Source organism: Mesorhizobium koreense (genome assembly GCF_031656215.1).
In the GTDB taxonomy this organism is placed as follows: domain Bacteria; phylum Pseudomonadota; class Alphaproteobacteria; order Rhizobiales; family Rhizobiaceae; genus Mesorhizobium_L; species Mesorhizobium_L koreense.
In genome coordinates, this window is record NZ_CP134228.1 from 4,885,619 (window position 1) to 4,911,301 (window position 25,683).

Below are 25,683 nucleotides of genomic sequence, written 5' to 3' on the forward strand. Positions count from 1 at the left end.
CTGCCCACCGGCTGCTCTACCCATCCGCTGAACGCGTGCCGATTTCGGAGGACCTCCGGCGTGCAGGGCTGGCCCATATTTCTCGCGGCGATCGCCTATGTGACGATGCTCTTCGTCGTCGCCAGCGTCGGCGACGGGCGTGCCCGGCGCAGCAGCGCGACCATGCCGCGCCCCTATATCTATGCGCTCAGCCTGGCCATCTACTGCACGTCGTGGACGTTCTTCGGCTCGGTCGGCCTTGCCTCGCAGCACGGCTTCGACTTCCTGTCGATCTATATCGGGCCGATCATCGTATTCGTTTTCGGCTTCCCGCTGCTCAAGCGCCTGATCCGGTTGGTGAAGGCAGAGAAGATCACGTCGATCGCGGACTTCCTCGCCGCCCGCTATGGCAAGAGCTTCGCCGTCGCCTCCATCGCCACCATCATCGCTACGATCGGCACCATCCCCTATATCGCGCTGCAGCTTCGGTCGATTTCCGGCTCCGTCGACCTGATGGTGACGCACTATCATCAGGCGGCGACCAGCGCCTTCCCGCTCGGCGACGCGGCCTTCTCCGTCGCCTTCATGCTCGCCGTATTCGCCATGCTCTTCGGCACGCGCCATGCCGACGCCACCGAGCATCAGGACGGGCTGGTGCTCGCGATGGCGGTGGAATCCGTCGTCAAGCTTCTGGCCTTCCTCGCCGTCGGCGTAACGGTCATGTTCTTCCTGGCCGACCGGCCGACAAGCCTAATCGAGGCTATCCGCGAAAACGAAGACGTGCAGGCGGCGCTCAACTACCATACCTCGATCACATCATGGCTGGTCATGACGGGGCTGAGCGCCGCCGCCGTCATCATGCTGCCCCGCCAATTCTACATCATGATCGTGGAGAACCGCTCCGAGAGCGAATTGCGCAAGGCCGCCTGGGTTTTCCCGCTCTATCTTGTGGCCATCAACATCTTCGTCATTCCGATCGCCTTCGCGGGGCTGACACGCATCGGCGACGCCACCAGCGCCGATCTCTACGTGCTGGCGCTGCCACTGGCGCATGACCGCGACATCATCGCCATGATCGCTTTCATCGGCGGGCTTTCGGCGGCTACCGCGATGGTTATCGTGGCAAGCGTCGCCTTATCCATCATGATCTCCAACGATCTGGTGATCCCGCTTTTCCTGCGCCGGCTGCTGAGACCCGAACTAGGCGACAACGAGGACTGGTCGAAGATCATCCAGACCATTCGCCGCGCAGCGATCTTCGTCATCCTGTTCGCGGGCTTCCTCTACCATCGCGGCATGCCGAGCGACGTGGGGCTGGTATCGATCGGCTTGATCTCGTTTGCCGCGATCGCGCAATTCATTCCGCCGTTTGTCGGTGGCCTCCTCTGGCGTGGCGCCAATGCGCGCGGCGCCGCGCTCGGCCTGGTCGCGGGCGGGATCGTGTGGGCCTACACGCTCTTCATCCCGTCTTTCCTGCCGCATGGGACGGCGTTCCTGCTCAACGGGCCGTTCGGCATCGAGGCGCTCAAGCCGCAGGCGCTCTTCGGGACCGATGCCGCGCCACTCAACCACGGCGTGCTGTGGAGCCTGGCGCTCAACACTGTGTTCTACGTGCTCGGATCGCTGTCGAGGGCATCGAAGCCGCGCGAGCGTATCCAGGCGGCGCTGTTCGTGCCGCGAGACGCAGGCCCGATGCCAGCCTTCCGGCGCTCGCGCACGACCATAACCGTCAACGACATCAAGGACACGATCTCGCGCTATCTCGGCATGGAGCGGACGGAACGTTCGTTCCAGACCTTCGAGGAACAGGAGGGCCATCCCATTCCCGGCAACGCGCCGGCCAGCATGGAGACCATCCGCTTTTCCGAGCAGCTACTGGCGAGCGCCGTCGGGTCGTCCTCGGCACGCCTCATCCTATCGCTCCTCGTCCAGCGGAACGACCGCTCGGCGAAGGACGCCTACCGCCTGCTCGACGACGCCTCCGACGCCCTCCAGCACAATCGCGACCTTTTGCAGATCGCGCTCGACCAGATGGAGCAGGGCATCACGGTCTTCGACAAGGATCTGAGGCTGACCTGCTGGAACCGTCAGTACCGCACACTGTTCGATCTGCCCGACGAACTCGGCCAAGTGGGGGTGTCGCTCGGGCGCATCCTGGCTTTCTTGGCCAAACGCGGCGATATCCTCCAGCCGGAAGAGGCCGAGACGCTCGATCGGCTGACTACCTTCGGCCTGTCATGGCAGCTCGAACTGAGGACGAGCGGGCGTATCATCGAATTGCGGTCCAACCCGATGCCTGACGGCGGCATCGTCGCCACCTATGCCGACATTACAGCCCGCGTTCAGGCGGATGCCGAACTGAAGCGCATCAACGAAACGCTGGAGCAGCGGGTTACCACCCGCACCGGCGAACTGGTGCGCGTCAACGAAGAACTGGCGCAGGCGCAGAAAATCGCCGAGGAGGCCAATCTCGGCAAGACGCGCTTCCTCGCTGCGGCCGGCCACGACATCCTGCAGCCGCTCAACGCGGCACGACTCTACTGCTCCTCGCTGATCGAGAAGGCCGGCGCCGGGGAGCCGAGCGAAGCCGCCCGCAATATCGAATCCTCACTGGAATCGGTGGAAACCATCCTCGGCATGGTGCTCGATATCTCGCGCCTCGACACCGGTGCGCTGAAGCCGTCCGAAACGGTCTTCCGTCTCGACGAACTTCTGCAGCAGATCGCCACCGACTTCCAGCCAATGGCGGAGGCCAAGCGGCTCCACATGACGATGGTGCCTTCCTCGCTGATGGTGAGGACCGACCGCAACATGCTCAGGCGCGTCGTGCAGAACCTTGTCTCCAACGCCATCAAATATACACGCGAGGGCCGCATCCTGGTCGGCGTCAGGCGGCGTGGGGAACTCGTCGAAATCCAGGTTTTCGATTCCGGCATCGGCATTCCCGAGGACAAGCTGAACACCGTGTTCCGCGAATTCACCCGGCTCGACGAGGGCGTGCGTGAGGCGCCCGGGCTCGGGCTCGGGCTGTCGATCGTCGACCGCATCGCGCGGGTCCTGAGGCTGGAACTGCACCTGCAATCGCTGAAGGGCAAGGGCACGCGCTTCTCCGTCATCCTACCGGTCACGCATGAGGCGCCACAGGCGGCAATCGTCGAATCGGCACCTGGTTCCGGGCCTGTCTGTGCGCTTTCTGGCCTCTCGGTGCTCTGTATCGACAACGATCCGCGCATCGTCGAAGGCATGCGCCTTCTTCTCGAGGGGTGGGGATGCGCAGTCCGCACGGCCTCGGGTTCGACCGTGCTCGATGAACAATCGTCCGCCGAGCCCGACGTTATCCTGGCGGATTATCATCTGGACGGCGAGAACGGCCTGGAGCTGATCGCGCGATTGCGTTCGCGCTACGGACAGGACACGCCGGCCCTGCTCCTGACTGCCGATCGCTCGGAAGAGTTGAAAGCGATGGCCGAACGCATGGAAGTCGGCGTCCTCAACAAGCCGATCAAGCCGGCGGCGCTGCGCGCCATGCTTTCACGCTATCGCAAGGTGCTGTCGGCCGCCGAGTGAGGCTCCACGGATACAGCGTCAGCCTGCCGCCTGCAACGGCTCGCCGCCGATCTTCGAAAGCAGGATGACGGCCTGGGTGCGGCTGTCGACGCCGAGCTTCTGCAGGATCGCGGAGACGTGCGCCTTGACGGTTGCTTCGGAGACGTTGAGTTCGTACGCGATCTGCTTGTTCAAAAGCCCTTCCGCCAGCATGCCCAGTACGCGCGTCTGCTGCGGCGTCAGCGTCTGGATGCGGCCGATCAGGTCCGATATCTCGGCATCCGCCTCTACGCCCAGATCGATATCCTTCGGCGTGGCTATACCGCCGCCGAGCACGGTCTCGATCCCGCCCCGGATTTCCTCCATCCCCGCAGATTTGGAGATGAAGCCGGAGGCGCCGAGTTCCAGCGCCCGGCGAATGGTGACGACATTGTCATGGGCGGAAACGACGATCACCGGCACCGCCGAATGCAGACCGCGCAGCGCCACGAGCGCGGAGAGGCCGCTGGCGCCGGGCATGGAGAGGTCGAGCAGGACCAGATCCACGTCCTCATTGGCAACGAGAGCGGCCTTGGCACTTTCAAAATCGCCGGCCTCGATGATCGTCGGGTTATTACCGATGGTCGAGAGCGCCTGCTTCAGCGCGCCTCGGAAAAGCGGATGATCGTCGGCAATGACGAATTTGTAGTCCGATTGCACCGATGCCCTCCCCAGGATCGCACGGATCGTTGTCTTGTCCGAACGCGACGAAAGTTCAATTATGCGGGGAGCCCATGGATTTGCAAGCGGACAGCGGTTGCGGTCAGTTGACCATGCGTGTGTTATCCGGGATATCGAGCGAAAAGGCGGGAATATCGACCTCGAAAGTGGCGCCCAGCCGGTCGCAAAGCGTATAGCGGCCGACCATGATGCCGGACGGCGTGGAGAGCGGGCAGCCGGAGGTGTATTGAAAGCTGTCGCCTGGCTCAAGCTCCGGTTGTTCGCCGACAACGCCCGGCCCGCGCACTTCCTCGACCTTGCCTGCGCCGTCGATGATGTGCCAATAGCGCGAAAGAAGCTTTACGAACCCGTCGGAATTGTTGGCGATCGTGATCCTATAGGCCCAGACATAGTGCCCGTCCTCCGGGTCGGAGCGGTCGGCCAGATAGAAGGGCTCGACGCAGACCTCTATGTCGCGGGTCACGGCGCGATACATGACGCAATCCTTCCGGGGCACAATCCTTCCTGGAACCCTTCATGAAGCACAGAATCGCGCAGGGCGCGGCCCCGGTCAACGCCTGACACGAATGTGAGCGGTGCTTGCTGCCCAATCCCCGCTGCGACAGCTATAGGAAACGTTCGGGAGAACGCGATGCTGGACGGCTGGACAAGGAAACGTATCGATCCGCTGGTCCGGCCGGCAGCGATCATGGCAGCACGGGCGGGCCTTTCGGCCAATGCGATCACCGTCACCGGTTGTATCGTCGGGCTCGCGGCTGCGGCATCGATCGCAAATGGCTGGCTCGCCGCCGGACTTCTTCTGATCCTTGCCAGTCGTTTCGGAGACGCGCTCGACGGCGCGGTCGCCTGCATCCGCGGGAAGACCGATCTCGGCGGCTACCTCGATATCGTGCTGGATTTCGTTTTCTACGGCGCGGTGCCGATGGGTTTCGTGTTCGCCGATCCGGCCACGAACGCCGTTCCCGGCGCCGCGCTCATCCTGTCCTTCTACATCAACGGCTCAAGCTTCCTCGCCTATGCAATCATGGCGGAGCGGCGGAAGCTCCAAACCGACGCACGGGGTTCGAAATCGCTTTATTTCACCACCGGGCTTGCCGAGGCGACCGAGACGATCGCGGCATTCGCGCTCGCCTGCATATTCCCCGGCTGGTTCCCCGTCATTGCCTGGGTGTTCGCTGCGATGACGCTCTATACCGCACTCTGCCGCATCGTACTCGCCGTACGGACGTTCCGGTAACGCTTAAGCCGCCCTAGAAAGCGCGCGGTCGATATCGGTCATGAGATCGTCCACATCCTCCAGGCCGACCGACAGCCTGACCGTTCCCGGATTGATGCCCAGTTCCGCGCGGGCCTCTTCGGTGAGGTTCTTGTGCGTCGTCGTCGCAGGATGGGTGATGAGGCTTTTGGCGTCACCCAGATTGTTGGAAATACGGATGATCTCCAGCGCGTTCTGGAAAGCGAAGGCGCCTTGCTTGCCACCCTTCACGTCTATGCACAGAAGCGTCGAGCCGCCCTTCATCTGCTTCTTCACGATATCGGCCTGCGGATGGTCGGCTCGGCCGGGATAGATCAGGCGCTCGACATGGGTATGCCCGGCCAGGAAATCGGCGATGCGTCCGGCGCTCTCCGTCTGCTGGCGCACACGAAGCGGCAGCGTCTCCAGGCCCTTGAGCAGCGTCCATGCGTTGAAGGGCGACAGCGACGGGCCGGTGTGGCGGAAATAATCGTGCAAATTCTTTTCGATCCATTCCTTGTCGGAAAGAACGATGCCGCCCAGGCAGCGCCCCTGCCCGTCAATGTGCTTGGTCGCGGAATAGACGACGACATGAGCGCCGAGTTCGAGCGGCTTCTGCTGCATGGGCGTGGCGAAGACATTATCGACCACGAGGCGCGCGCCGATCGAATCCGCCAGTTTCGCAACGGCGGCGATGTCGGCCACTTCGAGCGTCGGATTGGTCGGGCTTTCGAGGAAGAACAGCTTCGTGTTCGGCCTAATCCCCTTTTCCCACGCCGACAGATCGGTTCCGTCGACCAGGGTCGATTCGACGCCATACGCCGGCATCTGCTTCTCGATGATCCAGCGGCAGGAGCCGAAGAGCGCGCGGGCCGCGACGACGTGATCACCGGCCTTCACCGAACAGAGCAGCGCCATCGCCACGGCCGCCATGCCGGACGCGGTGGCGCGGGCGTCCTCCGCCCCTTCCAGCGCGCACATGCGCTTTTCGAACATGTCCACCGTGGGATTGGCGTAGCGGGAATAAATGAACCCTTCCGCCTCACCCTTGAAGCGTGCTTCGGCGGCTTCGGCGGTGTCATAAACGAAGCCCTGCGTCAGATAGATCGCCTCGGATGTCTCGCCGAAGCCCGATCGGAGCGTGCCGCCATGGACCAGTTTCGTCTGCGGCTTCCAGTTTGCTCCATTCGTCATCGGGACACCCTCAAAAACAAAAAACCGGCCCGCGAAATTCAAATCGCGTACCGGTCCGAAATCGGTCCTTTAGCGACTTGTTTAACGTGGCTGCAAGCCGACCGGCCAAATCACCACGGGATAAGGTCCTTTATGCCGTTGCCCCGCTTGCGTCAATCGGCAAGTGAATATCACGATAAACGTGAAATTTCGGGAGCCATACGTGCGGACAACCGGCATCCTGCCCGACCGCGATATCGCGGCGCTATTCAAGAGCGGCGCGCTCTCCTCCGCGCGTGTGCTCGACGATGACCAGATCCAGCCGGCAAGCCTCGATCTCAGGCTTGGCGCAAAGGCTTACCGCGTCCGTGCCAGTTTCCTTCCGGGCCCCGCGCACAGCGTCGCCGACAAGCTCGACCACCTGAAGCTGCATGAGATCGACCTCGAGCCGGGCGCGGTGCTGGAAACGGGCTGCGTCTACATCGTGCCGCTGATGGAGGAACTAAAGCTGCCGCCGGACGTCGCCGCCTCCGCCAACCCGAAAAGCTCGACCGGCCGCCTCGACATCTTCACCCGCGTCATGACCGATCACGGCCCGGAATTCGACAAGATACCGGCCGGCTATGCCGGGCCGCTCTATATGGAGGTCAGTCCGCGCACTTTCCCGATCGTGGCGCGCACCGGTTCGCGCCTGGCGCAGATCCGCTTTCGCAAGGGCCATGCGGTACTCGGGGAAAACGAACTTGCGGCGCTGCACCGGCGCGAGCGGTTGGTCGCGGCGGACGAGCCCAATATCACCGGCGGCGGCATAGCACTCTCCATAGACCTTACGGGGGACAAGAACGGTCTTGTCGGCTATCGCGGCAAGCACCATACCGGACTGATCGATGTCGACCGGCGCGCCGTGCAGGATCAGCACGATTTCTGGGAGCCGCTCTACAGCCGCGGCAAGGGCGAACTGATCCTCGACCCCGACGAGTTCTACATCCTCGTCAGCCGGGAGGCGGTGCATGTGCCGCCGGACTACGCCGCCGAGATGACGCCCTTCGATCCGCTGGTAGGCGAATTCCGTGTTCACTATGCCGGCTTCTTCGACCCCGGTTTCGGCCATTCGGCGGCCGGTGGAACCGGCAGCCGCGCGGTGCTTGAGGTTAGAAGCCACGAAGTGCCTTTCATCCTCGATCACGGCCAGATCGTCGGAAGGCTGGTCTACGAGCACCTGTTGGCGCGGCCGGATGCTCTCTACGGCGCCGACCTCAAATCGAACTACCAGGCGCAGGGCCTGAAACTATCCAAGCATTTTCGCTGACGAGCGCGATCAAGACGGGGCCTTTCGGGCAGGGCGGCGCCGCGCGACCGGCTTGCCGGCCTTCTCGCGAGCAGCCTTTTTGGCCGCCGCTTCGGCCTTTTCCTCTTTCTCCCGCTCGTCTTCCCGATGCCGGATCGCGACCAGGGCCGATGCCACGAGGCCGGTTGGCACAGCGATGATGCCAAGCGCGATGAACAGCATGAAGACGGTGAACAGGCGCCCGAAGAACGTGATGGGGTAGATGTCGCCATAGCCGACGGTCGTCAGCGTCACCGCCGCCCACCACATGGCGTCGAAGACGGAACGGAACTTGTCCGGCTGGGCATCGTGCTCGCACTGATAGATGACGAGCGCGCAGACATAGAGCACGACCAGCGCCGTGATGCCGAAGATGATGATCTCGTCCTTGACCGCGCGCCAGGCGACGCCGAACCGGTCAAGCGCCGCCGTGTAGCGCGCCAGTTTGAAAAGCCGGGCCAGCCGCAGCAGCCTGAGCGCCCGGATCGCGCGTAGGTCTATGCCGCTGCCGGTCGCAAGAAGCGCGATATAGAAGGGAGCGATCGCCAAAAGATCCACAACCCCGAAAAAGCTGCGCGCATAGCCGAGAGGGCGGGGTGTAGTGAGCAATCTGAGCACATATTCGGTGGTGAAGACCGCGATTACGAAGATTTCGAAAACATAAAGCGCTTCGACCGCCGATGGAGGCAGATCAGGCAGCGTCTCTACACCCATGGCGACGGTCGAAAGGATGATGATGGCATCCAGGAAGAGTTCAATATAGTGACCGAGACCCGGATGACGGCCGTCGAGCGCCGTCGCGACATGCTCTTTCCAATGCATCGGTCCCCTCCGTCGCGCATTCGAGGCCGAGACATAGCAGTCGAGCTATCGCCAGCGAAAGCTGCCGATTGCCAAAAACGGCGCCGACAAGCCGCTTGACAGGCTGGTATGGCCTCGTGGATTAATGCGGCCGTCGCGGGTGTAGCTCAATGGTAGAGCAGCAGCTTCCCAAGCTGAATACGAGGGTTCGATTCCCTTCACCCGCTCCACCTGTTCTGGCGGGCCTGTTTCATCGGCGATCGGTGAGAGAACGGCGCTTATGGCTGGACCCAACCCGAGACCCTCCACATCGCGCAAACGGACCGCAGCTTGGCGGAGCAAGCTGCGGTATATTGGACTTCACCGCCCTGAGCCCCATCTTGAAATTCGCGGATGAAAGATACTCAGCTCACGCATAACTGTCTCTTCGGTGCCGATGGTAGCTACACCATCCCGGAGCACCGTGCTTTGTGCCAGCAAGCCTCAAGATCCACCTCATGGCCGGATCATGAGGATGGCATCACTGCTGGGGAGTGCCAGACGCTTTCGATAGTTGCAGTTCTCCCGTTGCCCCCGATGGTGTGATGCCAAACACGCGCAGGGAGCTAAGTTGTTGCGGGCTCCCACGAAATGGGCACCCGGTGGAAAAACCACCTTTCGCCATCGCGCTTGATTTGAAGTATTCGGCTACATCGGGACGGTCGGTATCGGGGTCGATAGCGCAGACGAATTTTCCATCGACGAATACAACCACATGCTCCGCAGGTACTAGAAGATCCGTGTCTCCAGACCACCCAGCCAACTCAATGGCCGAGCCATTTACGCTGACGCGATCGACAGATCCAAATACCTTGTTCGTTACGATTGGATATTCATTCCCCTGCGATGACGTCAGGATATCGACGGCACCTCGGCGCTCGAGTTTGTAGGTACCAAGACCGGTGGAAATTGGACGAAGTTTCAAGACTGCTTCGGAACCTGACACCTGGAATGCAGACAAGGCATTTGCTCCAGCAGCGATAGAACCTGGCGGGAAAAGGGCCAAGATACGATCAGACCCGTTCTTGTCCTTATAAACCTGCGACAATGTCACGATCTTTCCGTTCAAAGCCAACGCTATCCAAGGTTGGCCGTCATCCCCCAAATTGGCCACCTCGCTAGACACAAGCCATGGTCTGAAATCGGAGGCCGGATCTATATCTGCGAGCATCGAGAAGTTCTGTGTCAGCCTTGCTTCTTGCTCTTTTGGGGCCTTAACGACGTCCAGGCTTTCAATGTCCTTCCCTATCATGCTCGCATATGGGCCGTTGACGGGCAGATCGGATAGTGAAGTTCCCGAACCGAATGTTTGCGTTTGCCATCCAAGCAGAGGCAAGCTTACTATAGAATTCCTATCGATGTTAAATTCTTTTGACCTAAAGACTATGTTCAGATTTTCACTTTCCTTATAATTTTCTGAGAATACGGATTGGCCATCAAACTTCCAATTAAGATCAATCCCTAAAACATCGGCTATCGTCGGAACTATATCTATATTAGAAACAAGATTCTTGTTTATTTCTCCCCTCTCCTGATTAGGCAATTTAATTAAGAGAGGGACGTGCAAAAGATCTACGTCTTTATAATTTAGAATACGATCTTCTGTATTTGTTTTAAATTCCCTTCCATGATCTGCTGTAATTATTATCATTGATCTATCATATGCGTTAATTGATTTCAGCCTTTTAATAAGCTCTCCAATCATTCTGTCGACATATCCAACTTGCATTAAGTATCTCTTGTACGCAAAATCAACAAAATGCTGATCAGACGACCATGCAGTTTTATCCATGCCGAAATCGGCAACCCTCTCATAATAAGTTCCGTCCGGATAAAACTGATAAGGCTGATGCGGCAGAAGTATATGCATAAAATTCAGGGTCTTATCATGGCCGTCGATACTCCCGATAAATTGGGAGAATTTCGACATTCGAGAGCTGCCCGACTGATCATTGAAGGCTTCAATTAACTCCGCCTCGGCGCCCTCCGATGGCGTGGATGCCACAGATCCGAAATTGTTCCAGCCATTTCTCAAAGACGGCAGGAATCGACCATGGAGCACTTTCGGAATAATTGCGTGACAATATACAATAAATATATCAGAAGCGAAGGTAATTTCACTGAACGCTCGCTCTTTCCCTGTACAGAGAGTGTCCGGGCAGAGGGACGTAATCGACTCTTTAACATTAAGCGCATAACTTCCGCCAAGCATCGTGAATAGATTGTTTGGATGATCATGGTAGGAAGGAAATTGCTTCGCGGGATCTGGTAATTCTCCTGACAAGATAGCCGGAACGGCGAACTGTGTCTGTGGATAGGTAGAGGTTGCGCGAGGATACCACCAGGCGTTGGCAGCGAGCTGCGCAAAATGAGGATAGCGAACTGAATCTATCTGGCCATCCTTGTTGAGTAGTGCAGTCGGATTAAACTCATCGAATATCACCATTACGATTGGTGTTTTTGCACGGGAGGCATCCACACCTGTGTTCGCGATCGATTGGCCGGGGAGGATCAGTTTCGAAGCGGGCGAGATTATTAGGAAATTGAGGGGAAAGAGCAGCGCACCGATCGAAAGGAACGTCAGCAACTGTTTCACGACTACGGACCGTGCATAAAGGGCCGTGCACACCGTCGCCGCAGCTATTGACACTGCAATTGGTGCAACGGCCGACTTCTCGAAGAACCGGTTGATGACCTGCAATGCGAGAAACGTCAGAAGAATCCAGACGACGAACAAATGCACAGATCGCTGGAGCCGACGGCTCATCGAGCGCAACCCGATTTCAGCAACCGCGATGAGGAGCGGCAATCCGATCGAAAGTGCTAAGACCAGTGCTATGATCTGGAGCCCGGCGGCGTGGTTTGCCACGAAAAACTCCGGCCCATCCGCGAGCGTGCTGTATACGGGCTGAGCGACGGCGACCCCAACAAGCGCAAAAACATGCAGGATTTCGATCCTGAGTGATCGATCTTTCAACGCGCTGCCTAATGCCATGCTTTCAATCTGCTATAGAAGGGATGTGCGATCATATCTGTAGAGAGTCCGGCCAGATTCAGAGATGACCTGCTTGCCAACGATCTTGGCTTTGCGCTGTATCGCGGCTTCAAATGTGGCTTCGTTGTAGTCTGGGAAGATATCCTCCCGCAGAGCCAGCATTTTCTGGACCGTGCTGTCAGCCTTCGGAACAAACTCGATGATGCCCACCGGTGCCAAGCTGACGAGCCAGTTCACTACGTCGACCAAGGGGACATTTCGACCGATGGCGAGATGATGCTCGAATGCCAGGGCGATCAAAGCGTCGGCATTTGCTCTTTCGGCAAAGCCGCGGCGTTCGCTTTGCCTCCAGCCTTGATTGGGGCTGGGATTCGCAGCGTCCAGCCAGAGCGGCAGGAAATTGAGACTATCCTGTTTCGACCTCGAGAACGCGATGTCCACCGCGGTCTGATCAAAATCGAATCCTATGATATATTCAGCGCCTCCTTTGAGAGCCGCGACGGAGTAATCGCCAGTGTTGCACCCCAGGTCGATCAACCGGCGCGGCTTGGTTGACGCCGCAAACTCCGCAATAGCGGTCCGCTTGGTTTCAGCTTCCTTGTCGGTATAGGTGTGCGTGGTCGCGTAATCGCCCCATACCGTTTTCCCATCTGCGGGGTGCAGTCGGTCGATCCAGTTCCGTAGCTGAACCAGAAACCCATTATAACCGGAACGGGAAAGGCTTCGCCGAGATTTCGCTTTGTCGATCGACGCTTCAGGGGCGTTTAAAGCTCGCCGCTCCAGGCTGGCCTGCATCAATACCTGGCTGAAGACGTTCCACGATATGCGCTTCTTGAACGGCAGCATTCCAGCCAGATGGAGAGTCGGTATACCCTCGAGAGCACCACGGAACCAGGCGTTGTGGGGAACCCCCAGAAGTGATCTCAGCAGAAGCGGGTTCAGAAATTGTTCGCAGAACTGGCAATGGCCATGCCAAAATTCCCCTTCCCGATAGGGGCGCAGAGACAGCAAATCGATGAAGACAGGTCTCGGGCCGACAAACTGGACGTTGTAAGCGGATGCGTCCGACAAAACGATATCACGCTTTAAAAGGCTGATCTGCATATCCAGATGATGCAGCGCCGCCTCCTTCAACTGGGCGAACGACCACTCATACGGATATGAAATATAAGGAATCCTCGGGTGTTCGATCACATATGCCGAATCACGGAGGCTACTAGGCCAGTCCTCGTGATCAAGCTCGGTGCTTCCTACGATGGTGCCCGCCGAGGCAAGGTCATCGAGAACACCGGAATCGCGAACCGTCTCGTACGCATCACGCGCGCGCTCGGTGACGGTTCTTAGAATTCTCAGATTGCTTTCATAGACATTACCAGATGGATCGCGAAACGATCCAGCGTCAGCGTTCAAATCAGACATCAATCGTCTAATTTATTGTTTTTCTTGCCAAACTTTTCCTGGATGGCATGTTTCAGACGCTGATAATTGAGGGAGATGACGGCACCGGCCGCCGCTATCCCGCCGATCAGCCCCTGCAGAATCATGCTCGCGGTGCCAGGATCGAGATACGCATACGCAGGCTGCGTCATCAAAGTGACGCACATAACGAATAGCGATATGCCAGCGAAAATTTTGGACACGGGGCACTCCTCTTTGCGCTGCAATTTCTGCAGCGGCAGCCCCTATCCGCCATGTCAGCCAGCCTTACTTTGTATGGATCATGTCATCAAGGAAAAATTCGTTGGCTATTGATTTCCGGCAGGTAACTGCTCGGCTGGCACACTTATGCCGCTTCAAGCGAGCGAGCCGGATTGACTAGGCCTTACAGGGTGCAGGACAGGACGCGATTGTTCCAGCCACCCATTGTACGACCCGGAGGGATAGGCAACAGACTGGACCCATGACATGGGTAACAGCCTTGAAGCCGCCGTCGCAAATGCGTATCTGCGCGGGCGACGGCTGGCCCTGGCCCAAAGGAGTGACCGATTTGAACGGTAGTCTCACCCGCTTCCTCGGCGACAGTCCGCTGCGCGTACTGTTCAAGCTGATCGTCGTTTCGTTCATCGTCGGCATCCTCATGAGCGCCTTCGGCTGGACGCCCTATGATATCTATTATGGCGTTCGCGACTTCTTCTGGCATCTGTGGAACATGGGTTTCCGGGCGATCGACCGTTTCGTGGCCTATTTCCTGCTCGGCGCCGCTATAGTAATTCCGGCATTCATCATCCTGCGGGTGTTGAGTTACCGGCGTTGACCCGCGCCCGGTCCCGCAAGGTTCCGGGAGACGTGCACTGGATCAGCCGGCAATACGCCCATTCGAGGTGACCAACCGGCTCGTGCTCTCGATCGCGGTGCCGATGACGCTTGCATATGTAACGACGCCGCTGCTCGGCATCACGGCCACTGCGGTGGTCGGGCAATTGGGCGACGCAGCGCTTCTCGGCGGGCTTGCCGCCGGTGCCATCGTCTTCGACGTCGTCTTCACCACCTTCAACTTTCTGCGCTCAGGCACGACCGGGCTGGTGGCACAGGCCTTCGGCCGTGCCGATCCCGCGGGCGAGCAGGCGGCCTTCTGGCATGCATTCGCCATCGCCGCCGTTTCCGGCATCGTTCTCGCTTTCCTCGGTCCGCTGATCGCGATTGCCGGATCGTGGTTCATGGATGCGGGGTCGCGTGTGACCGAGGCGATGCATCTTTACATCGGCATCCGCATGCTCGCCGCGCCTTTCACCCTCATCAACTATGCCGTGCTCGGCTATGTGCTCGGCCGAGGCCAAGGTGGGCTCGGGCTTCTGCTGCAAATCATGCTGAACGGCACCAATATCGTGCTGTGCATCCTGCTCGGGCTGGAACTCGGCTGGGGCGTCGCCGGTGTCGCCTGGGCGAGCGTCGCAGGCGAATTCGCCGCCGCGATCGTCGGCATGACCTACGTGCTGGCGCGCTTCCACAGGCTGCCGCCGCTGCCTAGAAGCCGGCTCTTCGACAGGAAGGCTTTCCTTCTCATGGTGTCGATGAACCGCGACATCATGATCCGCTCCTTCTCGCTGCTCGCCGCTTTCGCGCTGTTCACGCGGCAGGGCGCGCAGGAGGGAACACTGGCGCTGGCTGCGAACGCGGTCCTGATGAATTTCTTCCTCGTCGCCGGCTATTTCCTCGACGGTTTCGCCACCGCCGCCGAGCAGCTTGCCGGGCGCGCCATTGGCTCGCGCTACCGCTTCGCCTTTGACCGGGCGGTGCGGCTGACCATAATCTGGGGCTTCGGGCTGGCGATCGCCTCGTCGGCCGCATGCCTTCTCTTCGGCGGCGCGCTGGTGCGGCTCATCACCACCGCGCCGGACGTACGGGACATGGCCTACGCCTTCATGCCGTGGGCGGCGTTGACACCGGTCACCGGTGTTCTTGCCTTCCAGATGGACGGCGTCTTCATCGGCGCGACGTGGTCGCGCGACATGCGCAACATGATGCTGCTTTCCTTCGTGGTCTATCTGGCCGCGTTGATCGGGCTCGGAAAGGCCTTCGGTAATGTCGGCCTGTGGGCGGCATTGCATATCTTCCTGATCGTCCGAGGCCTCAGCCTGCTCTCGGTATTGCCGGCGCGCATCCGGGCCGCATTCGCCTAGAGCGACTGATCGGCCCAATAAGCGAGGCGGCTGTCGCGTATCTCGCGCACATTCTTCAATCCCTCGGATTCGGCGAAACGATCCATGCCACCGGCGATGCGGCCGGGCAGCGAGGGGCCGGCATAGATCATGCCGGTATAAAGCTGGACGAGATCGGCCCCGGCGCGGATCTTCTCCAGCGCGGTCTCCGTCGAATCCACCCCACCGAGACCTACGATCGGCATTGCCGGCCCCACACGGCGGCGCATCTTCGCCAACACGACGGTGGAGCGACGGAAAAGAGGCCGGCCCGAAAGACCGCCGCTTTCAGCTGCATGCGGATCGTCGTGAAGACCGTGACGGCTGGTAGTCGAATTGGAAACGATCAGCCCATCCATATTCTTGTCGAGGAGTTCGGCGGCGATGTCGTCCAGTTCGGCCTCTTCGAGGTCGGGCGCGATCTTGAGGAAGATCGGGACTTTGGCCCCCACGTCGCGCGCGGCCATCACCCGTGAAAGCAGTTCGGCGAGCATCCCGCGCCCCTGCAGATTGCGCAGGCCCGGTGTGTTGGGCGAGGAGATGTTCACCGCCAGGTAGGAGGCGACACCGGCGAAACGACGTACGCCGAGTTCGTAGTCGACGATACGGTCGGCGCTGTCCTTGTTGGCGCCGATATTGACGCCGACCACGCCGCCGCCGCGCCGCCGGCGAAGCCGCGCCAGCGCCTTTTCATGGCCTTCATTGTTGAAGCCGAGCCGATTGATGACGGCGCCGTCGCGCGGAAGCCGGAAGATGCGCGGTCGCGGATTGCCGGCCTGCGGCAGCGGCGTGACGGTCCCTATCTCGACAAAGCCGAAGCCGAGCCGCAAGAGCGCGTCGGGCACCTCGGCATTCTTGTCATAACCCGCCGCCAAACCGAGCGGGTTGGGGAAATCGATGCCGGCAATACGCGTTCCGAGCCGCTCGGTCGATCGCGCCGCCGAACAGAACGGCACGCCGCTTTTCAGCGCGGCGATGGAAAGGCCATGGGCGGTCTCGGGATCGAGAGCGAAGAGGAAATGGCGGCCGAGCCTGTCGAAGGCTCCGCTCATCGATCCATCGCGGGCAAGATGTGGACGCCGTTCGCGCCAAGCGGCATCGGCTTCGCCCACAGCACGGCGGAAAGCGGCAGGTCGGCGTAGAGATGCGGGAAAAGCGCGCCACCGCGCGAGACTTCGTACTTCAAATCGCCACCGAGCGCGGCCGCGTCCACCGAGACCAGCAGGAGGTCGTTCTTTCTGGCGAAATGCTTCGCGGTCGTCTCCGCCACCTGTTCGGCGGTCGAGAAATGGATGAAGCCGTCGGCGAGGTCGACCGGGGCACCTTTAAAAAGACCCTGCTTTTCGGCCTCGCGCCACTCGCTTTGCGTCACTATCTTGTAGATGCTGGCCATCCCGCCCTCGTCGGCTGCGGTTGGCCATACCGCAATTCGGGCACAAAACAATGCCCCAATGCGTTATAGCGGAGGAAAACGGAGGCGGAGATGCGCAAAGCCGTTCTCATGGGACTGACGGCGGCCACCATGCTGGCGGTGCCGACCGCAAACGCGGAAGACGCCGGACGCTATGTTTTCGACAAGTCGGAAAGCGGGATCGTGCGTCTCGACACGCAGACCGGCGAGATGTCCGCCTGCGAGCAGAAAGCCGGGCAACTCACCTGCCGTCCGGCGGCGGAAGAAAAACAGGCGTCCGAGAGCGAGATCGAGCGACTGAACCAGAAGGTCGACAGGCTCGAAAAGCAATTGGCGGACCTCGAAAAGCGCGTCGTCTCGCCGAAGGACCTGTTGCCTTCCGATGCCCAGGTCGACCGGACGCTCGGCATCATGGAGCGCTTCTTCCGCCGCTTCCTGGATATCGTCAGGGATTTCGACAATACCTTCCAGCAGGACCAGCAACCGAAGGCCGCGCCGGAGAAGACCTGACGCCCGGTCGAGCGGCGTTCTTGTTTGAAGCTCATTATGTTTGTGAAAATCCTTCTTCGTTCTGCGCCCCTTCGCACCCCCCTCTGTCCTGCCGGACATCTCCCCCTCAAGGAGGGAGATTAGCAGGCCGTGCCGCCTGCTCCCTTTCCTGCAGCTTTGATGGTTTGCGGAAGCGGTGATTCCAGCCAATCTCCCCCCTTGAGGGAGAGATGTCCGGCAGGACAGAGGGGGGTGCGAAGGGGTAAAGGACTATCCGCATTTGTGATCGCACATGCTCCACCCTCGCCACGCTGCCTTCCGGCCGTGGCCATTGTTCAGTCGGGAAGCGGGGCGCGAGGCCGTGCCTTCCGAATTGAAACAGGTGGCGCGACACACGCGCCCCGCCGGCGATTTCTGTTCCCGCCTGTTCCGCTGCTCCCCGAGCCTCACCCTGAACCTGCCGAAGGGTAGTCACTCCGAACAGGTCCAGTGCTCGTCCCGGGGTCTGTGTACCTTCTACCGGCACGCAGGGGTCATAGTGCCCCCAGGGGAACCTCCAGACGGGACCTCCCCGGCCGCAATGCCACGTCGGCATCACGGCGGAGGCGCCGGCTCCTCCCCACGCAATCACCGTCATGATCGGTGTTCCCGGTGGGAGGAACTGACAGGGAGTATGAGGATGGGCGGAAGGCGTGGAGAGAGAGGGGCGAAGAAAATGCGGGAAGCGCGGAGATCAGCGGTTTCCGGAGGCGGGCGGGCGCTAGTCTATCCACGTTTTAGCGGCCAGGCCGGTCCCTTCCTCCGTCATTCCTGACCCTTCCGACAATCGCCGGAGATAGGGAAGCCGCCACGTTTCCACAGTTCCACGGGATAGGTCCCGGACAGGCCGCCTCACTGCGTTCGGGCTGCCTTCCGAGATGACGCGCGTGGTGGTTCTGCCGTCCGGGTTTACGAACTGCAAGCGGGGCCTTAGGACGCCGCCTTCAGTTCTTCGGCTTGAACTCCGCCGGGTCGAACTCGTAGCTGGTCGAGCAGAACTCGCAATTGACCCGGATCACGCCCTCTTCGATCGAGCTGTCGATCTCTTCCGCGGTGAAGCCGTCGAGGATCGTCTTGATCTTCTCGCGCGAGCAAGAACAATCGTCGACCACCTCGGTGCCGTCATAGACGCGCACGCCGTGCTCGTGGAACAGACGGTAAAGCAGCCGCTCGGCCCCAACCTCCGGGTCGACAAGTTCGACCGCCTCCACCGTCGACATCAGCGCCAGCGTCTCCTTCCAGGCATCGTCCGTGGCTTCATCGACGTCGTTCTCATCGCCATCGCCGCCGGGCAGGTCAGGCAGACGCCGGCGTTCCGCCGCGTCGGGGAGGAATTGCGCCATCAGCCCGCCGGCCCGCCAACGCTCCTCGGCGCCGCCGTTGCCGCGCACCACCATCTTGGCGACCGCGAGCCGTACATCGGTCGGGATCTGCTCCGATTGGCGGAAATAGACACGCGCGGCCTCCTCCAGCGAAGTCCGCTCGAGCGGGACGACGCCTTGGTAGCGCTGCATGTGCTCGCCCTGGTCGATGGTCAGCGCCAGGACACCGCTGCCGAGCAATGCCTCGGGCGAGCTGTCGCCGGCGTCGGCGGCGGCATCCACCGCCTCGCGGTCGTAACGGGCATAGGCGCGCATGGATTGCGGCGTCGAAAAATCCGCGACCAGCATATCGACCGGGCCGTCGGACCGGGTCTGCAGGATGAACTTGCCGTCAAATTTGAGCGCGGTGCCGAGCAGCGCCGTCAGCACGACCGCCTCCGCCAGAAGCCGGGCGACCGGCTCCGGGTAGGAATGGCGGCCGAGGATCTGGTCGAGGATCGGCCCAAGCTGGACGCCGCGCCCGCGAATGTCGAGCGCACCGACCTCGAAGGGTACGACATGGTCGTCGCCGGCATGGCCGAATTCACCCAGTTTGCGTTCACCGGTCTTGCTTGCTGGCGCGTTCAATGTCCGAACTCCATCGGGGATCGAACTCCACTGGGGCGTGCCGCGAAACGCGGGGCGCGGAGTTCAAGCGGAAATATACAATGATCGGCCGCAGATAAGTATGCCGGGCAGCTCTATCAAGCGCCCCGTCCATGCAGGCTCAGGCGCCCAGGCACCAGGCAATCACTGCCTTCTGCGCGTGCAGCCGGTTCTCCGCCTCGTCGAACACAACCGAATGCGGCCCATCGATCACCTCGTCGGTCACCTCGTCGCCACGATGGGCGGGCAGGCAGTGCATGAACAGCGCGTCCTTCTTTGCAAGCCGCATCAGTTCCGCGTTGACCTGATAGGGCACGAAGACGTTGTGGCCACGCGCACGATGCTCCTGGCCCATCGACACCCAGGTATCGGTGACGACGCAATCGGCGCCGCGCACCGCATCCTGCGGCGAGGTCGTGAGCATGACGTTGCCGCCATTCTCGCGCGACCACCCGACGTAACGTTTCTCCGGCTCGCTGCCTTCGGGCGTGGCGACGTTCAGATTGAAGCCAAAGCGGGCCGACGCCTCCATCAGCGAATTCAGCACGTTGTTGCCGTCGCCCGACCAAGCGAAGGTCTTTCCCTTCACGCTGCCGCGATGCTCCTCATAGGTCATCACGTCGGCCATGAGCTGGCAGGGATGCGTATCGTCGGTCAGCCCGTTGATGACGGGGATGTCGGCGTGCTCGGTCATCTCCAGGAGCCGGTTGTGCGAGGTCGTGCGCATCATGATGACGTCGACATAGCGCGACAGGACCTTGGCCGTATCGGCAATGGTCTCGCTGCGTCCGAGCTGCATCTCGGTGCCGGTCAGCATGATGGTCTCGCCACCGAGCTGGCGCATCGCCACGTCGAAGGAGACGCGCGTTCGGGTCGAGGGCTTGTCGAAGATCATCGCCAGCGTCTTGCCTGCGAGAGGGCGCTCGGTCTCACCTGCCTTGATGCGCGCCTTGCGCTTGCCCGCATCGTCGAGGATGGCGCGCAAATCCGCAGCCGAAACCGCCGACAGATCGGTGAAATGCCTCGGGGCGCTGGTCTGCCTGCCGGCCATTTCGGTCACGCCTTTCCGTTGCCGGAACCAGCGGCAAGCGTGGCCGCGCCGGCACGGATCCGCTCTACCGCCAGCCTGATCTCGTCGTCGGTGACGGTGAGCGGCGGCAGGAGCCGGACGACATTGTCGCCGCCGGGCACGGTCAGCAAATTCTGGTCGCGGAAGGCCGCATTGGCCGCAGCGTTCGGAACCTTGCATTTCAGCCCGAGAAGGAGCCCAGCGCCGCGAATTTCCTCAAAGACCGAGGGAAACTCGTCGATGATGGAAGCGAGCGACTGCTTCAGCATCAGCCCCTTGCGCTGGACGTCTTCGAGGAAACCGTCCTCCAGGATCACGTCGAGTACGGCGTTGCCGACGGCCATGGCGAGCGGGTTGCCGCCGAAGGTGGTGCCGTGCACGCCGGCCGTCATGCCGGCGGCCGCCTCGGCGGTGGCGAGGCACGCGCCGACCGGGAAACCGCCGCCGATGCCCTTGGCGATCGCCATGACGTCCGGCTCTATGCCCGCCCATTCATAGGCGAAGAGCTTGCCGGTACGGCCGACCCCGCACTGGACCTCGTCGAAAAGGAGAAGCAGGCCTTCCCTGTCGCAAAGCTCGCGCAGATCCCTGAGGAACTGCGCCGAGGCGACGCGGATGCCGCCCTCGCCCTGGACCGGCTCGATCAGGATCGCGGCCGTTTCCGGCCCGATCGCTTTCTTCGCAACTTCTATATCGCCGAAGGCTACCTGATCGAAGCCTTCCACCTTCGGGCCGAAGCCTTCCAGATATTTCTTCTGGCCGCCGGCGGCGATGGTGGCGAGCGTGCGGCCATGGAAGGCGCCCTCGAAGGTGAGGATGCGGAACCGCTCCGGCCTTCCGTTCGCATAGTGATAGCGGCGTGCCGTCTTGATCGCGCATTCGAGCGCCTCGGCGCCCGAATTGGTGAAGAAAACCTTGTCGGCGAAGCTGTTGTCGACCAGCCGCCGGCCGAGCCGCTCCTGCCCCGGAATCTCATAAAGATTGGAGACATGCCAGAGCTTGCCGGCCTGCTCGGTCAGGGCCGCGACGAGGTGCGGATGGCTGTGGCCGAGCGAATTGACCGCGATGCCGCCGGCGAAGTCGAGATATCGCTCGCCCTGGCTCGTCAGGAGCCAGGTGCCCTCGCCCCGGTCGAACGCCAGGGGGGCCCGTGCGAAAGTGTCGTAAATCGCCGAATTCGTCATCTTGTTCTCTCCGAAGGCGGCAGCCGTCTCCATCTTCGGCTTCCTGTCGGATCACACCGCCAAATCAAAAAAGCCGCCCCGGGGGACGGCCTTGCAATTCTTATCAGGGTTTTGCCCGGTCGTGTCAACGCGAAGATGGCCGCCGAGGCGCTCCCCAATCCGCTTGCTGCGAGAGGCCGGTACGGCCCGGCGGACGCTGGACCAAACATCGGCGATACGTTTCGATTACGTATGGTCCAATGTCAGGTGCGAGTGTTGCAAGCACGCTACAGCAAGGCCGGGCAAGTTGGGGAAAACCGAAAAAACCGATTCGTGAAACTTTGCCGACTCTTGTCACCGAGTCAGTCAATAAGGTAGTTTGCGGGTAACGAAGAACTAGATTTCGTGCGGCGGACCTAGCAACCATATATATGTGGTATCGCCTCGGCTTTTGTCGAGCCGATGATGGATTCCGATTCCGCGCGCCGCATATAGGAGCGTGCCCCATGAACTGGACGGATGAACGCGTCGAACTTCTCAGAAAGCTTTGGTCGGAAGGGTTGAGCGCCAGCCAGATCGCGGCGCAACTCGGCGGGGTGAGCCGCAACGCGGTGATCGGCAAGGTGCACCGCCTGAAGCTTTCCAGCCGCGGGCGCGCCACACCGGCACCCCGAAGCCAGAAGAAGATGACGCATGGCGGCGGTACGACGAAATCGGCGCCGCGCGGGCCTTCGCGGCCCGTCGTCACCTCGATCGGGGCAACGGCACTCAAGGTCGAATTCGAGGCCGAGCCGCAGCTTCGTCATATGGAACGGCCCGTCGAGAACGTGGTCGTGCCCATCTCGCGGCGGTTGAAGCTGATCCAATTGACCGAGCACACCTGCAAGTGGCCGAACGGCGATCCGCTGGCGGAGGATTTCAGCTTCTGCGGCAATGACTCGCTGGAGACCGGGCCCTATTGCACCTACCACTCACGCATCGCGTTCCAGCCGGCGTCGGAGCGGCGGCGCAGCCGCTAGAGCGTTTTGTTTTTTACGCAATTCCGGACGGAAAACCGGTTTCCACTTTTCCTGGAATTGCTCTAGGCACCCTCCCCCCGCAGCCAGGAGAACCAGCGTCCGCTCGCGGCTCTGACGAGCGGCGTCAGCCGGGTGCGGTTGTAGGCGTCGGCCGCCATCTTTATCGCCTCCGCCTGGGTCGGGTAGGTATGGATGACCTTCGCCAGCGCGCGCAGCCCCATGCCGCTGCCGATCGCCAGCGATATGCCGTTGATCATCTCGCCGGCGTGACGCGCGACGATCGTCGCGCCGAGGATGCGGTCCGTGCCTTCCCTGACATGTATCTTGACGAAGCCCTCGTCCTCGCCGTCGGTCACGGCGCGGTCGACGTCGTGCATGAGGATGGTGAAGGTGCGGACGGGAATGCCGCGCTCTCGCGCCTGGATCACATACATGCCGACATGGGCGATCTCGGGATCGGTATAGGTGCACCACGGTACGGTCAGCCGGCTCATGCGCGAGCGGCCCGGGAAGAGCGCGTTGCGCACCGCTATGCGGGCCGAGGCGTCGGCCATGTGGGTGAATTTGTATTTCAGGCAGACATCGCCGGCGGCATAGATGCGGCGGTTGGTCGTGCGCAGGAAATCGTCGACTTTTATGCCCCTGACGGTGTCATACTCGACGCCTGCCGCTTCGAGCCCGATCCCTTCGACATTGGGCGAGCGGCCGACACCGACGATGATCTCGTCGACCGTGACGGATGATTTCCAGTCGGCGTTGACGAGGTCGGCGATCTTGTTCCGGCCTTCCGTTCTCACCGCGACGACCTCGGTGTTCAGCCTTATCTCGACGCCGTTATGGGCGAGCGCGTCGGAGACGATCTGCGCGGCGTCGCGCTCCTCCCATGGCAGGAATTTAGGCTCGTTCTGGGCGATCGTGATCTTCACGCCGAGCCGCGCGAAGGCCTGCGCCGTCTCGCAGCCGAGCGGGCCGCCGCCGATGACCAGCATCCGGGAGGGACGTCTTGTCAGGTTGAAGGCGTTCTCGTTGGTGAGATAGCCGGCCTCTTCAAGGCCGGGTATCCTCGGGTCGAGCGGACGCGAGCCGGTGGCCACCAGCGCCTTCCTGAAGCGCAGCCGTGCGCCATCCACCTCGATCGTGTCGGGGCCGGTGAAGCGCCCCTCGCCGAAGAACACGTCGATCCCTTCCTCGGCGAGGCGGCTGACGGAATCCTCGCGGCTGATACGCTGGCGGATACGGCGCATCCTGTTCATGACAAGCGGGAAGTCGACATCGATCTCGCCGTCCATCCGCGCCCCGAAATGCCGGGCATTCTCCAGGTCGGCATAGAGGCGCGAGGTGCGGATGATCGTCTTCGACGGCACGCAGCCGACATTGAGGCAGTCACCGCCGATCATATCGTCCTCGATCAGCGCCACCTTCGCGCCGAAGGCGACCGCGCCGCGCGCGGCGACCAGCCCGGCCGGCCCGCCGCCGAGCACGACGAGGTTGTAGCAAGGCGCCGGCTCCGGGTTTCGCCAATCATGCGGCCGGGCGCTTTCGAGATGTTCGAGGTCGCTGTGGTCGACGGGGAAGGAATTGGGCTTATCCGGTCGGTCGAGCATATCGCGTCAGCTCCCGAACGCTTCCTGCGCCAGCCAGCCGCCACGGAAGCCGGCGCGCTGAAGTCCGGCGCGGATATAGGGATTGCGCTTCATCAAGTTCCAGATCAGGCCGGAGCGATAATTCTCGATCATCATGACGACGAGCCCCTGGTCGAGGCCGTAATAGCCTTCCGATACCCAGCCTTGCGGACCGTAGCTCGCCTGCCCGGCGAGCGTTGGGTTGACCGAACTCGGCAGCATATTCTCACGGACGCTATCGGGATAGCACTTGCAGAAATGCCGAAGTGCCGAGATCGCCTCCCTAGGCGTGAAAGGCAGGGACGCCAGCGCCGCCCAGGGTGCAACCGTGCCGTCGTCCGGTCCGTAAGGGACGCCGCGCGCCGCGTAGCCGAAGAAGCTGCGCTCCCTGCCGTCGATCACCACGCTGGCGCCACCCGGTCCGTCATTCGCGGTGAGGCCCCAGAAATCCTTGCCGTAGCCGGCGAAGGAATGCGGATTGCGGCGCGCATATTCGCGGTGGATCAGCGTCGCGCGCCGGCTGTTCTCCGCATAGTCGCAATTCTTCTCGCGCATGAATTCGTCGCGGATGCCGGCAAAATCGATCCAGGCATGCGAGTATTGATGCATGAAAAGCGGCCCGCCATAGAGCACATCGTAGCCGTAGATGTTTTCCCACTGATAAGTCTTCGTCCAGGCGGAATAGCCGTCATCGGGAACGGCGTGATCCGGCGAAGCAAGCGCCAAGACATAGAGGATAGTCGCCTCGTTATAGCCTTCCCAACCGTAGTGCAGGAAGCCGCTTTCCGGCTTCCAGCCCTGCCGAAGCGTGGACCCGCCGCCCATCGCCCATCGCCAGTCGGCGCGGCGGTAGAGCGCGTCGGCGCGGGCGCGGATCGTCCTCTCCTTCTCGTCGCCGCCGGCAAAATAGGTCGCCGCGACAAGGACACCGGCGAGCAGCAGCGCCGTATCGACCAGCGAAAGCTCGCACTTCCACACCCGCCGGCCCTGCTCCATGTCGATGAAATGGTAGTAAAAGCCCTTGTATCCGGTGGCGTCGGGGTCGGGCGACTGCAGGCCGTTCCAGAAGAGATCGAGGGTGGCGAGCGTGCGCTCGACGGCCGCCTGTCTGGTTATCCAACCGCGCTCGACGGCAACCGGATAGCAGGAAAGCGCGAAACCGACTACGGCGATGCTGGAAGGCGACTTGTCGCGCGAGGTATCGGCGGCAAGGCCGTTTTCCGGGTTCACCCAGCGCATGAAATAGTCGAAGGCGCCGCGCTGGAAGCGTTCCAGCAGGGTCTCGTCGGTCTCGGTCAGCGAGTCATTTTCGGCAAGCATGGCCAACCAGACAACAGCTAGGCCCGAACCTCAAGTGCACTGATCGCTGCGGCGGGTGCCGACCGTCAGCCATCCGCGTCGGGAACGAGGCGACTGCATGTGGGAACTGAACGGCCCTTACCCCCACCCCTA

The 25,683-nt window shown here is 61.4% G+C and carries 21 protein-coding genes, 1 tRNA gene and 1 riboswitch; of the genes, 8 read left to right on the forward strand and 14 right to left on the reverse strand.

Annotated elements, in window-relative coordinates; all coding sequences use genetic code 11:
* The first annotated feature begins 60 nt into the window (after positions 1-60).
* Positions 61-3,546: a hybrid sensor histidine kinase/response regulator gene (locus RBH77_RS23245; protein ID WP_311029950.1), complete on the forward strand. Its 3,486-nt coding sequence runs from the start codon at positions 61-63 to the stop codon at positions 3,544-3,546.
* 18 nt (positions 3,547-3,564) lie between these two features.
* On the opposite strand, the gene RBH77_RS23250 is transcribed toward RBH77_RS23245, so the two are convergent.
* Both RBH77_RS23250 and apaG read right to left on the reverse strand, forming a co-directional pair.
* Positions 3,565-4,224, reverse strand: a complete 660-nt coding sequence (locus RBH77_RS23250) for a response regulator transcription factor (protein WP_311029951.1) — start codon at positions 4,222-4,224, stop codon at positions 3,565-3,567.
* Between the two features lie 103 nt (positions 4,225-4,327).
* Positions 4,328-4,720, reverse strand: a complete 393-nt coding sequence (apaG, locus tag RBH77_RS23255; RefSeq protein ID WP_311029952.1) for a Co2+/Mg2+ efflux facilitator ApaG/CorD — start codon at positions 4,718-4,720, stop codon at positions 4,328-4,330.
* A 156-nt stretch (positions 4,721-4,876) separates the two neighbouring features.
* Here apaG and RBH77_RS23260 point away from each other — a divergent pair, with 156 nt between their 5' ends.
* Positions 4,877-5,482, forward strand: a complete 606-nt coding sequence (locus tag RBH77_RS23260; RefSeq protein ID WP_311029953.1) for a CDP-alcohol phosphatidyltransferase family protein — start codon at positions 4,877-4,879, stop codon at positions 5,480-5,482.
* A gap of 3 nt (positions 5,483-5,485) precedes the next feature.
* Here RBH77_RS23260 and RBH77_RS23265 read toward each other — a convergent pair whose 3' ends face one another.
* Positions 5,486-6,673, reverse strand: coding sequence for an O-succinylhomoserine sulfhydrylase (locus RBH77_RS23265; protein ID WP_311029954.1), 1,188 nt, complete (start codon positions 6,671-6,673; stop codon positions 5,486-5,488).
* A 49-nt stretch (positions 6,674-6,722) separates the two neighbouring features.
* Positions 6,723-6,800, reverse strand: a riboswitch (SAM riboswitch).
* 75 nt (positions 6,801-6,875) lie between these two features.
* On the opposite strand from RBH77_RS23265, the gene RBH77_RS23270 reads away from it, so the two are divergent.
* Positions 6,876-7,961 carry a 2'-deoxycytidine 5'-triphosphate deaminase gene (locus RBH77_RS23270; RefSeq protein ID WP_311029955.1) on the forward strand — a complete coding sequence of 362 codons (1,086 nt, stop codon included), beginning with the start codon at positions 6,876-6,878 and terminating at the stop codon, positions 7,959-7,961.
* Between the two features lie 9 nt (positions 7,962-7,970).
* Here RBH77_RS23270 and RBH77_RS23275 read toward each other — a convergent pair whose 3' ends face one another.
* Complete coding sequence (locus RBH77_RS23275) at positions 7,971-8,801, reverse strand: ion transporter (protein ID WP_311029956.1); 831 nt, start codon at positions 8,799-8,801, stop codon at positions 7,971-7,973.
* A gap of 135 nt (positions 8,802-8,936) precedes the next feature.
* On the opposite strand from RBH77_RS23275, the gene RBH77_RS23280 reads away from it, so the two are divergent.
* A tRNA-Gly gene (locus tag RBH77_RS23280) sits at positions 8,937-9,010 on the forward strand.
* 290 nt (positions 9,011-9,300) lie between these two features.
* Here RBH77_RS23280 and RBH77_RS23285 read toward each other — a convergent pair.
* From RBH77_RS23285 to RBH77_RS23295, 3 genes are read right to left on the reverse strand one after another with little or no spacing between them, the layout of a single operon-like run.
* Entirely contained in the window at positions 9,301-11,814 is a 2,514-nt protein-coding gene (locus RBH77_RS23285; protein ID WP_311029957.1) for a sulfatase-like hydrolase/transferase, read from the reverse strand.
* A 12-nt stretch (positions 11,815-11,826) separates the two neighbouring features.
* On the reverse strand, positions 11,827-13,233 hold the full coding sequence (locus tag RBH77_RS23290; RefSeq protein WP_311029958.1) for a 50S ribosomal protein L11 methyltransferase: 1,407 nt from the start codon (positions 13,231-13,233) through the stop codon (positions 11,827-11,829).
* Positions 13,233-13,454, reverse strand: coding sequence for a hypothetical protein (locus RBH77_RS23295; RefSeq protein ID WP_311029959.1), 222 nt, complete (start codon positions 13,452-13,454; stop codon positions 13,233-13,235). Before RBH77_RS23295 ends, RBH77_RS23290 begins: the two co-directional genes overlap by 1 nt.
* A gap of 296 nt (positions 13,455-13,750) precedes the next feature.
* Here RBH77_RS23295 and RBH77_RS23300 point away from each other — a divergent pair, with 296 nt between their 5' ends.
* Both RBH77_RS23300 and RBH77_RS23305 read left to right on the forward strand, forming a co-directional pair.
* On the forward strand, positions 13,751-14,068 hold the full coding sequence (locus RBH77_RS23300; RefSeq protein WP_371832897.1) for a DUF6460 domain-containing protein: 318 nt from the start codon (positions 13,751-13,753) through the stop codon (positions 14,066-14,068).
* Between the two features lie 37 nt (positions 14,069-14,105).
* Positions 14,106-15,434: an MATE family efflux transporter gene (locus RBH77_RS23305; protein ID WP_371832898.1), complete on the forward strand. Its 1,329-nt coding sequence runs from the start codon at positions 14,106-14,108 to the stop codon at positions 15,432-15,434.
* Here the strand turns inward: RBH77_RS23305 and RBH77_RS23310 are convergent.
* A complete protein-coding gene (locus RBH77_RS23310; RefSeq protein ID WP_311029961.1) occupies positions 15,431-16,504 on the reverse strand; it encodes a quinone-dependent dihydroorotate dehydrogenase in 1,074 nt (357 codons plus the stop codon). The genes RBH77_RS23305 and RBH77_RS23310 overlap by 4 nt on opposite strands.
* Positions 16,501-16,845, reverse strand: a complete 345-nt coding sequence (locus tag RBH77_RS23315) for a DUF952 domain-containing protein (RefSeq protein ID WP_311029962.1) — start codon at positions 16,843-16,845, stop codon at positions 16,501-16,503. The genes RBH77_RS23310 and RBH77_RS23315 overlap by 4 nt, the downstream gene beginning before the upstream one ends.
* A 90-nt stretch (positions 16,846-16,935) precedes the next feature.
* Between RBH77_RS23315 and RBH77_RS23320 the strand changes: the two genes are divergently transcribed.
* Entirely contained in the window at positions 16,936-17,373 is a 438-nt protein-coding gene (locus tag RBH77_RS23320; protein ID WP_311029963.1) for a hypothetical protein, read from the forward strand.
* Positions 17,374-18,335: 962 nt separating this feature from the next.
* On the opposite strand, the gene RBH77_RS23325 is transcribed toward RBH77_RS23320, so the two are convergent.
* From RBH77_RS23325 to RBH77_RS23335, 3 genes are all read right to left on the reverse strand, one after another.
* Positions 18,336-19,340, reverse strand: a complete 1,005-nt coding sequence (locus tag RBH77_RS23325; RefSeq protein WP_311029964.1) for an Hsp33 family molecular chaperone — start codon at positions 19,338-19,340, stop codon at positions 18,336-18,338.
* A 139-nt stretch (positions 19,341-19,479) separates the two neighbouring features.
* Positions 19,480-20,409, reverse strand: a complete 930-nt coding sequence (argF, locus tag RBH77_RS23330; protein ID WP_311032665.1) for an ornithine carbamoyltransferase — start codon at positions 20,407-20,409, stop codon at positions 19,480-19,482.
* Positions 20,410-20,414: 5 nt separating this feature from the next.
* Complete coding sequence (locus RBH77_RS23335; RefSeq protein ID WP_311032666.1) at positions 20,415-21,611, reverse strand: aspartate aminotransferase family protein; 1,197 nt, start codon at positions 21,609-21,611, stop codon at positions 20,415-20,417.
* A 485-nt stretch (positions 21,612-22,096) separates the two neighbouring features.
* Between RBH77_RS23335 and RBH77_RS23340 the strand changes: the two genes are divergently transcribed.
* A complete protein-coding gene (locus tag RBH77_RS23340; protein WP_311029965.1) occupies positions 22,097-22,609 on the forward strand; it encodes a GcrA family cell cycle regulator in 513 nt (170 codons plus the stop codon).
* Between the two features lie 62 nt (positions 22,610-22,671).
* On the opposite strand, the gene RBH77_RS23345 is transcribed toward RBH77_RS23340, so the two are convergent.
* Both RBH77_RS23345 and RBH77_RS23350 read right to left on the reverse strand, forming a co-directional pair.
* A complete protein-coding gene (locus RBH77_RS23345; protein WP_311029966.1) occupies positions 22,672-24,213 on the reverse strand; it encodes a mercuric reductase in 1,542 nt (513 codons plus the stop codon).
* A gap of 6 nt (positions 24,214-24,219) precedes the next feature.
* On the reverse strand, positions 24,220-25,551 hold the full coding sequence (locus RBH77_RS23350; RefSeq protein WP_311029967.1) for a glucoamylase family protein: 1,332 nt from the start codon (positions 25,549-25,551) through the stop codon (positions 24,220-24,222).
* Between the last annotated feature and the right edge of the window lie 132 nt (positions 25,552-25,683).

What these genes read in the sequence shown, in the direction of transcription:
- apaG (WP_311029952.1), bottom strand. Translation starts at nt 4,720, where the DNA reads ATGTATCGCGCCGTGACCCGCGACATAGAGGTCTGCGTCGAGCCCTTC.
- RBH77_RS23260 (WP_311029953.1), top strand. Translation starts at nt 4,877, where the DNA reads ATGCTGGACGGCTGGACAAGGAAACGTATCGATCCGCTGGTCCGGCCG.
- RBH77_RS23265 (WP_311029954.1), bottom strand. Translation starts at nt 6,673, where the DNA reads ATGACGAATGGAGCAAACTGGAAGCCGCAGACGAAACTGGTCCATGGC.
- RBH77_RS23275 (WP_311029956.1), bottom strand. Translation starts at nt 8,801, where the DNA reads ATGCATTGGAAAGAGCATGTCGCGACGGCGCTCGACGGCCGTCATCCG.
- RBH77_RS23285 (WP_311029957.1), bottom strand. Translation starts at nt 11,814, where the DNA reads ATGGCATTAGGCAGCGCGTTGAAAGATCGATCACTCAGGATCGAAATC.
- RBH77_RS23290 (WP_311029958.1), bottom strand. Translation starts at nt 13,233, where the DNA reads ATGTCTGATTTGAACGCTGACGCTGGATCGTTTCGCGATCCATCTGGT.
- RBH77_RS23300 (WP_371832897.1), top strand. Translation starts at nt 13,751, where the DNA reads ATGCGTATCTGCGCGGGCGACGGCTGGCCCTGGCCCAAAGGAGTGACC.
- RBH77_RS23310 (WP_311029961.1), bottom strand. Translation starts at nt 16,504, where the DNA reads ATGAGCGGAGCCTTCGACAGGCTCGGCCGCCATTTCCTCTTCGCTCTC.
- RBH77_RS23315 (WP_311029962.1), bottom strand. Translation starts at nt 16,845, where the DNA reads ATGGCCAGCATCTACAAGATAGTGACGCAAAGCGAGTGGCGCGAGGCC.
- RBH77_RS23320 (WP_311029963.1), top strand. Translation starts at nt 16,936, where the DNA reads ATGCGCAAAGCCGTTCTCATGGGACTGACGGCGGCCACCATGCTGGCG.
- argF (WP_311032665.1), bottom strand. Translation starts at nt 20,409, where the DNA reads ATGGCCGGCAGGCAGACCAGCGCCCCGAGGCATTTCACCGATCTGTCG.
- RBH77_RS23335 (WP_311032666.1), bottom strand. Translation starts at nt 21,611, where the DNA reads ATGACGAATTCGGCGATTTACGACACTTTCGCACGGGCCCCCCTGGCG.
- RBH77_RS23340 (WP_311029965.1), top strand. Translation starts at nt 22,097, where the DNA reads ATGAACTGGACGGATGAACGCGTCGAACTTCTCAGAAAGCTTTGGTCG.
- RBH77_RS23345 (WP_311029966.1), bottom strand. Translation starts at nt 24,213, where the DNA reads ATGCTCGACCGACCGGATAAGCCCAATTCCTTCCCCGTCGACCACAGC.
- RBH77_RS23350 (WP_311029967.1), bottom strand. Translation starts at nt 25,551, where the DNA reads ATGCTTGCCGAAAATGACTCGCTGACCGAGACCGACGAGACCCTGCTG.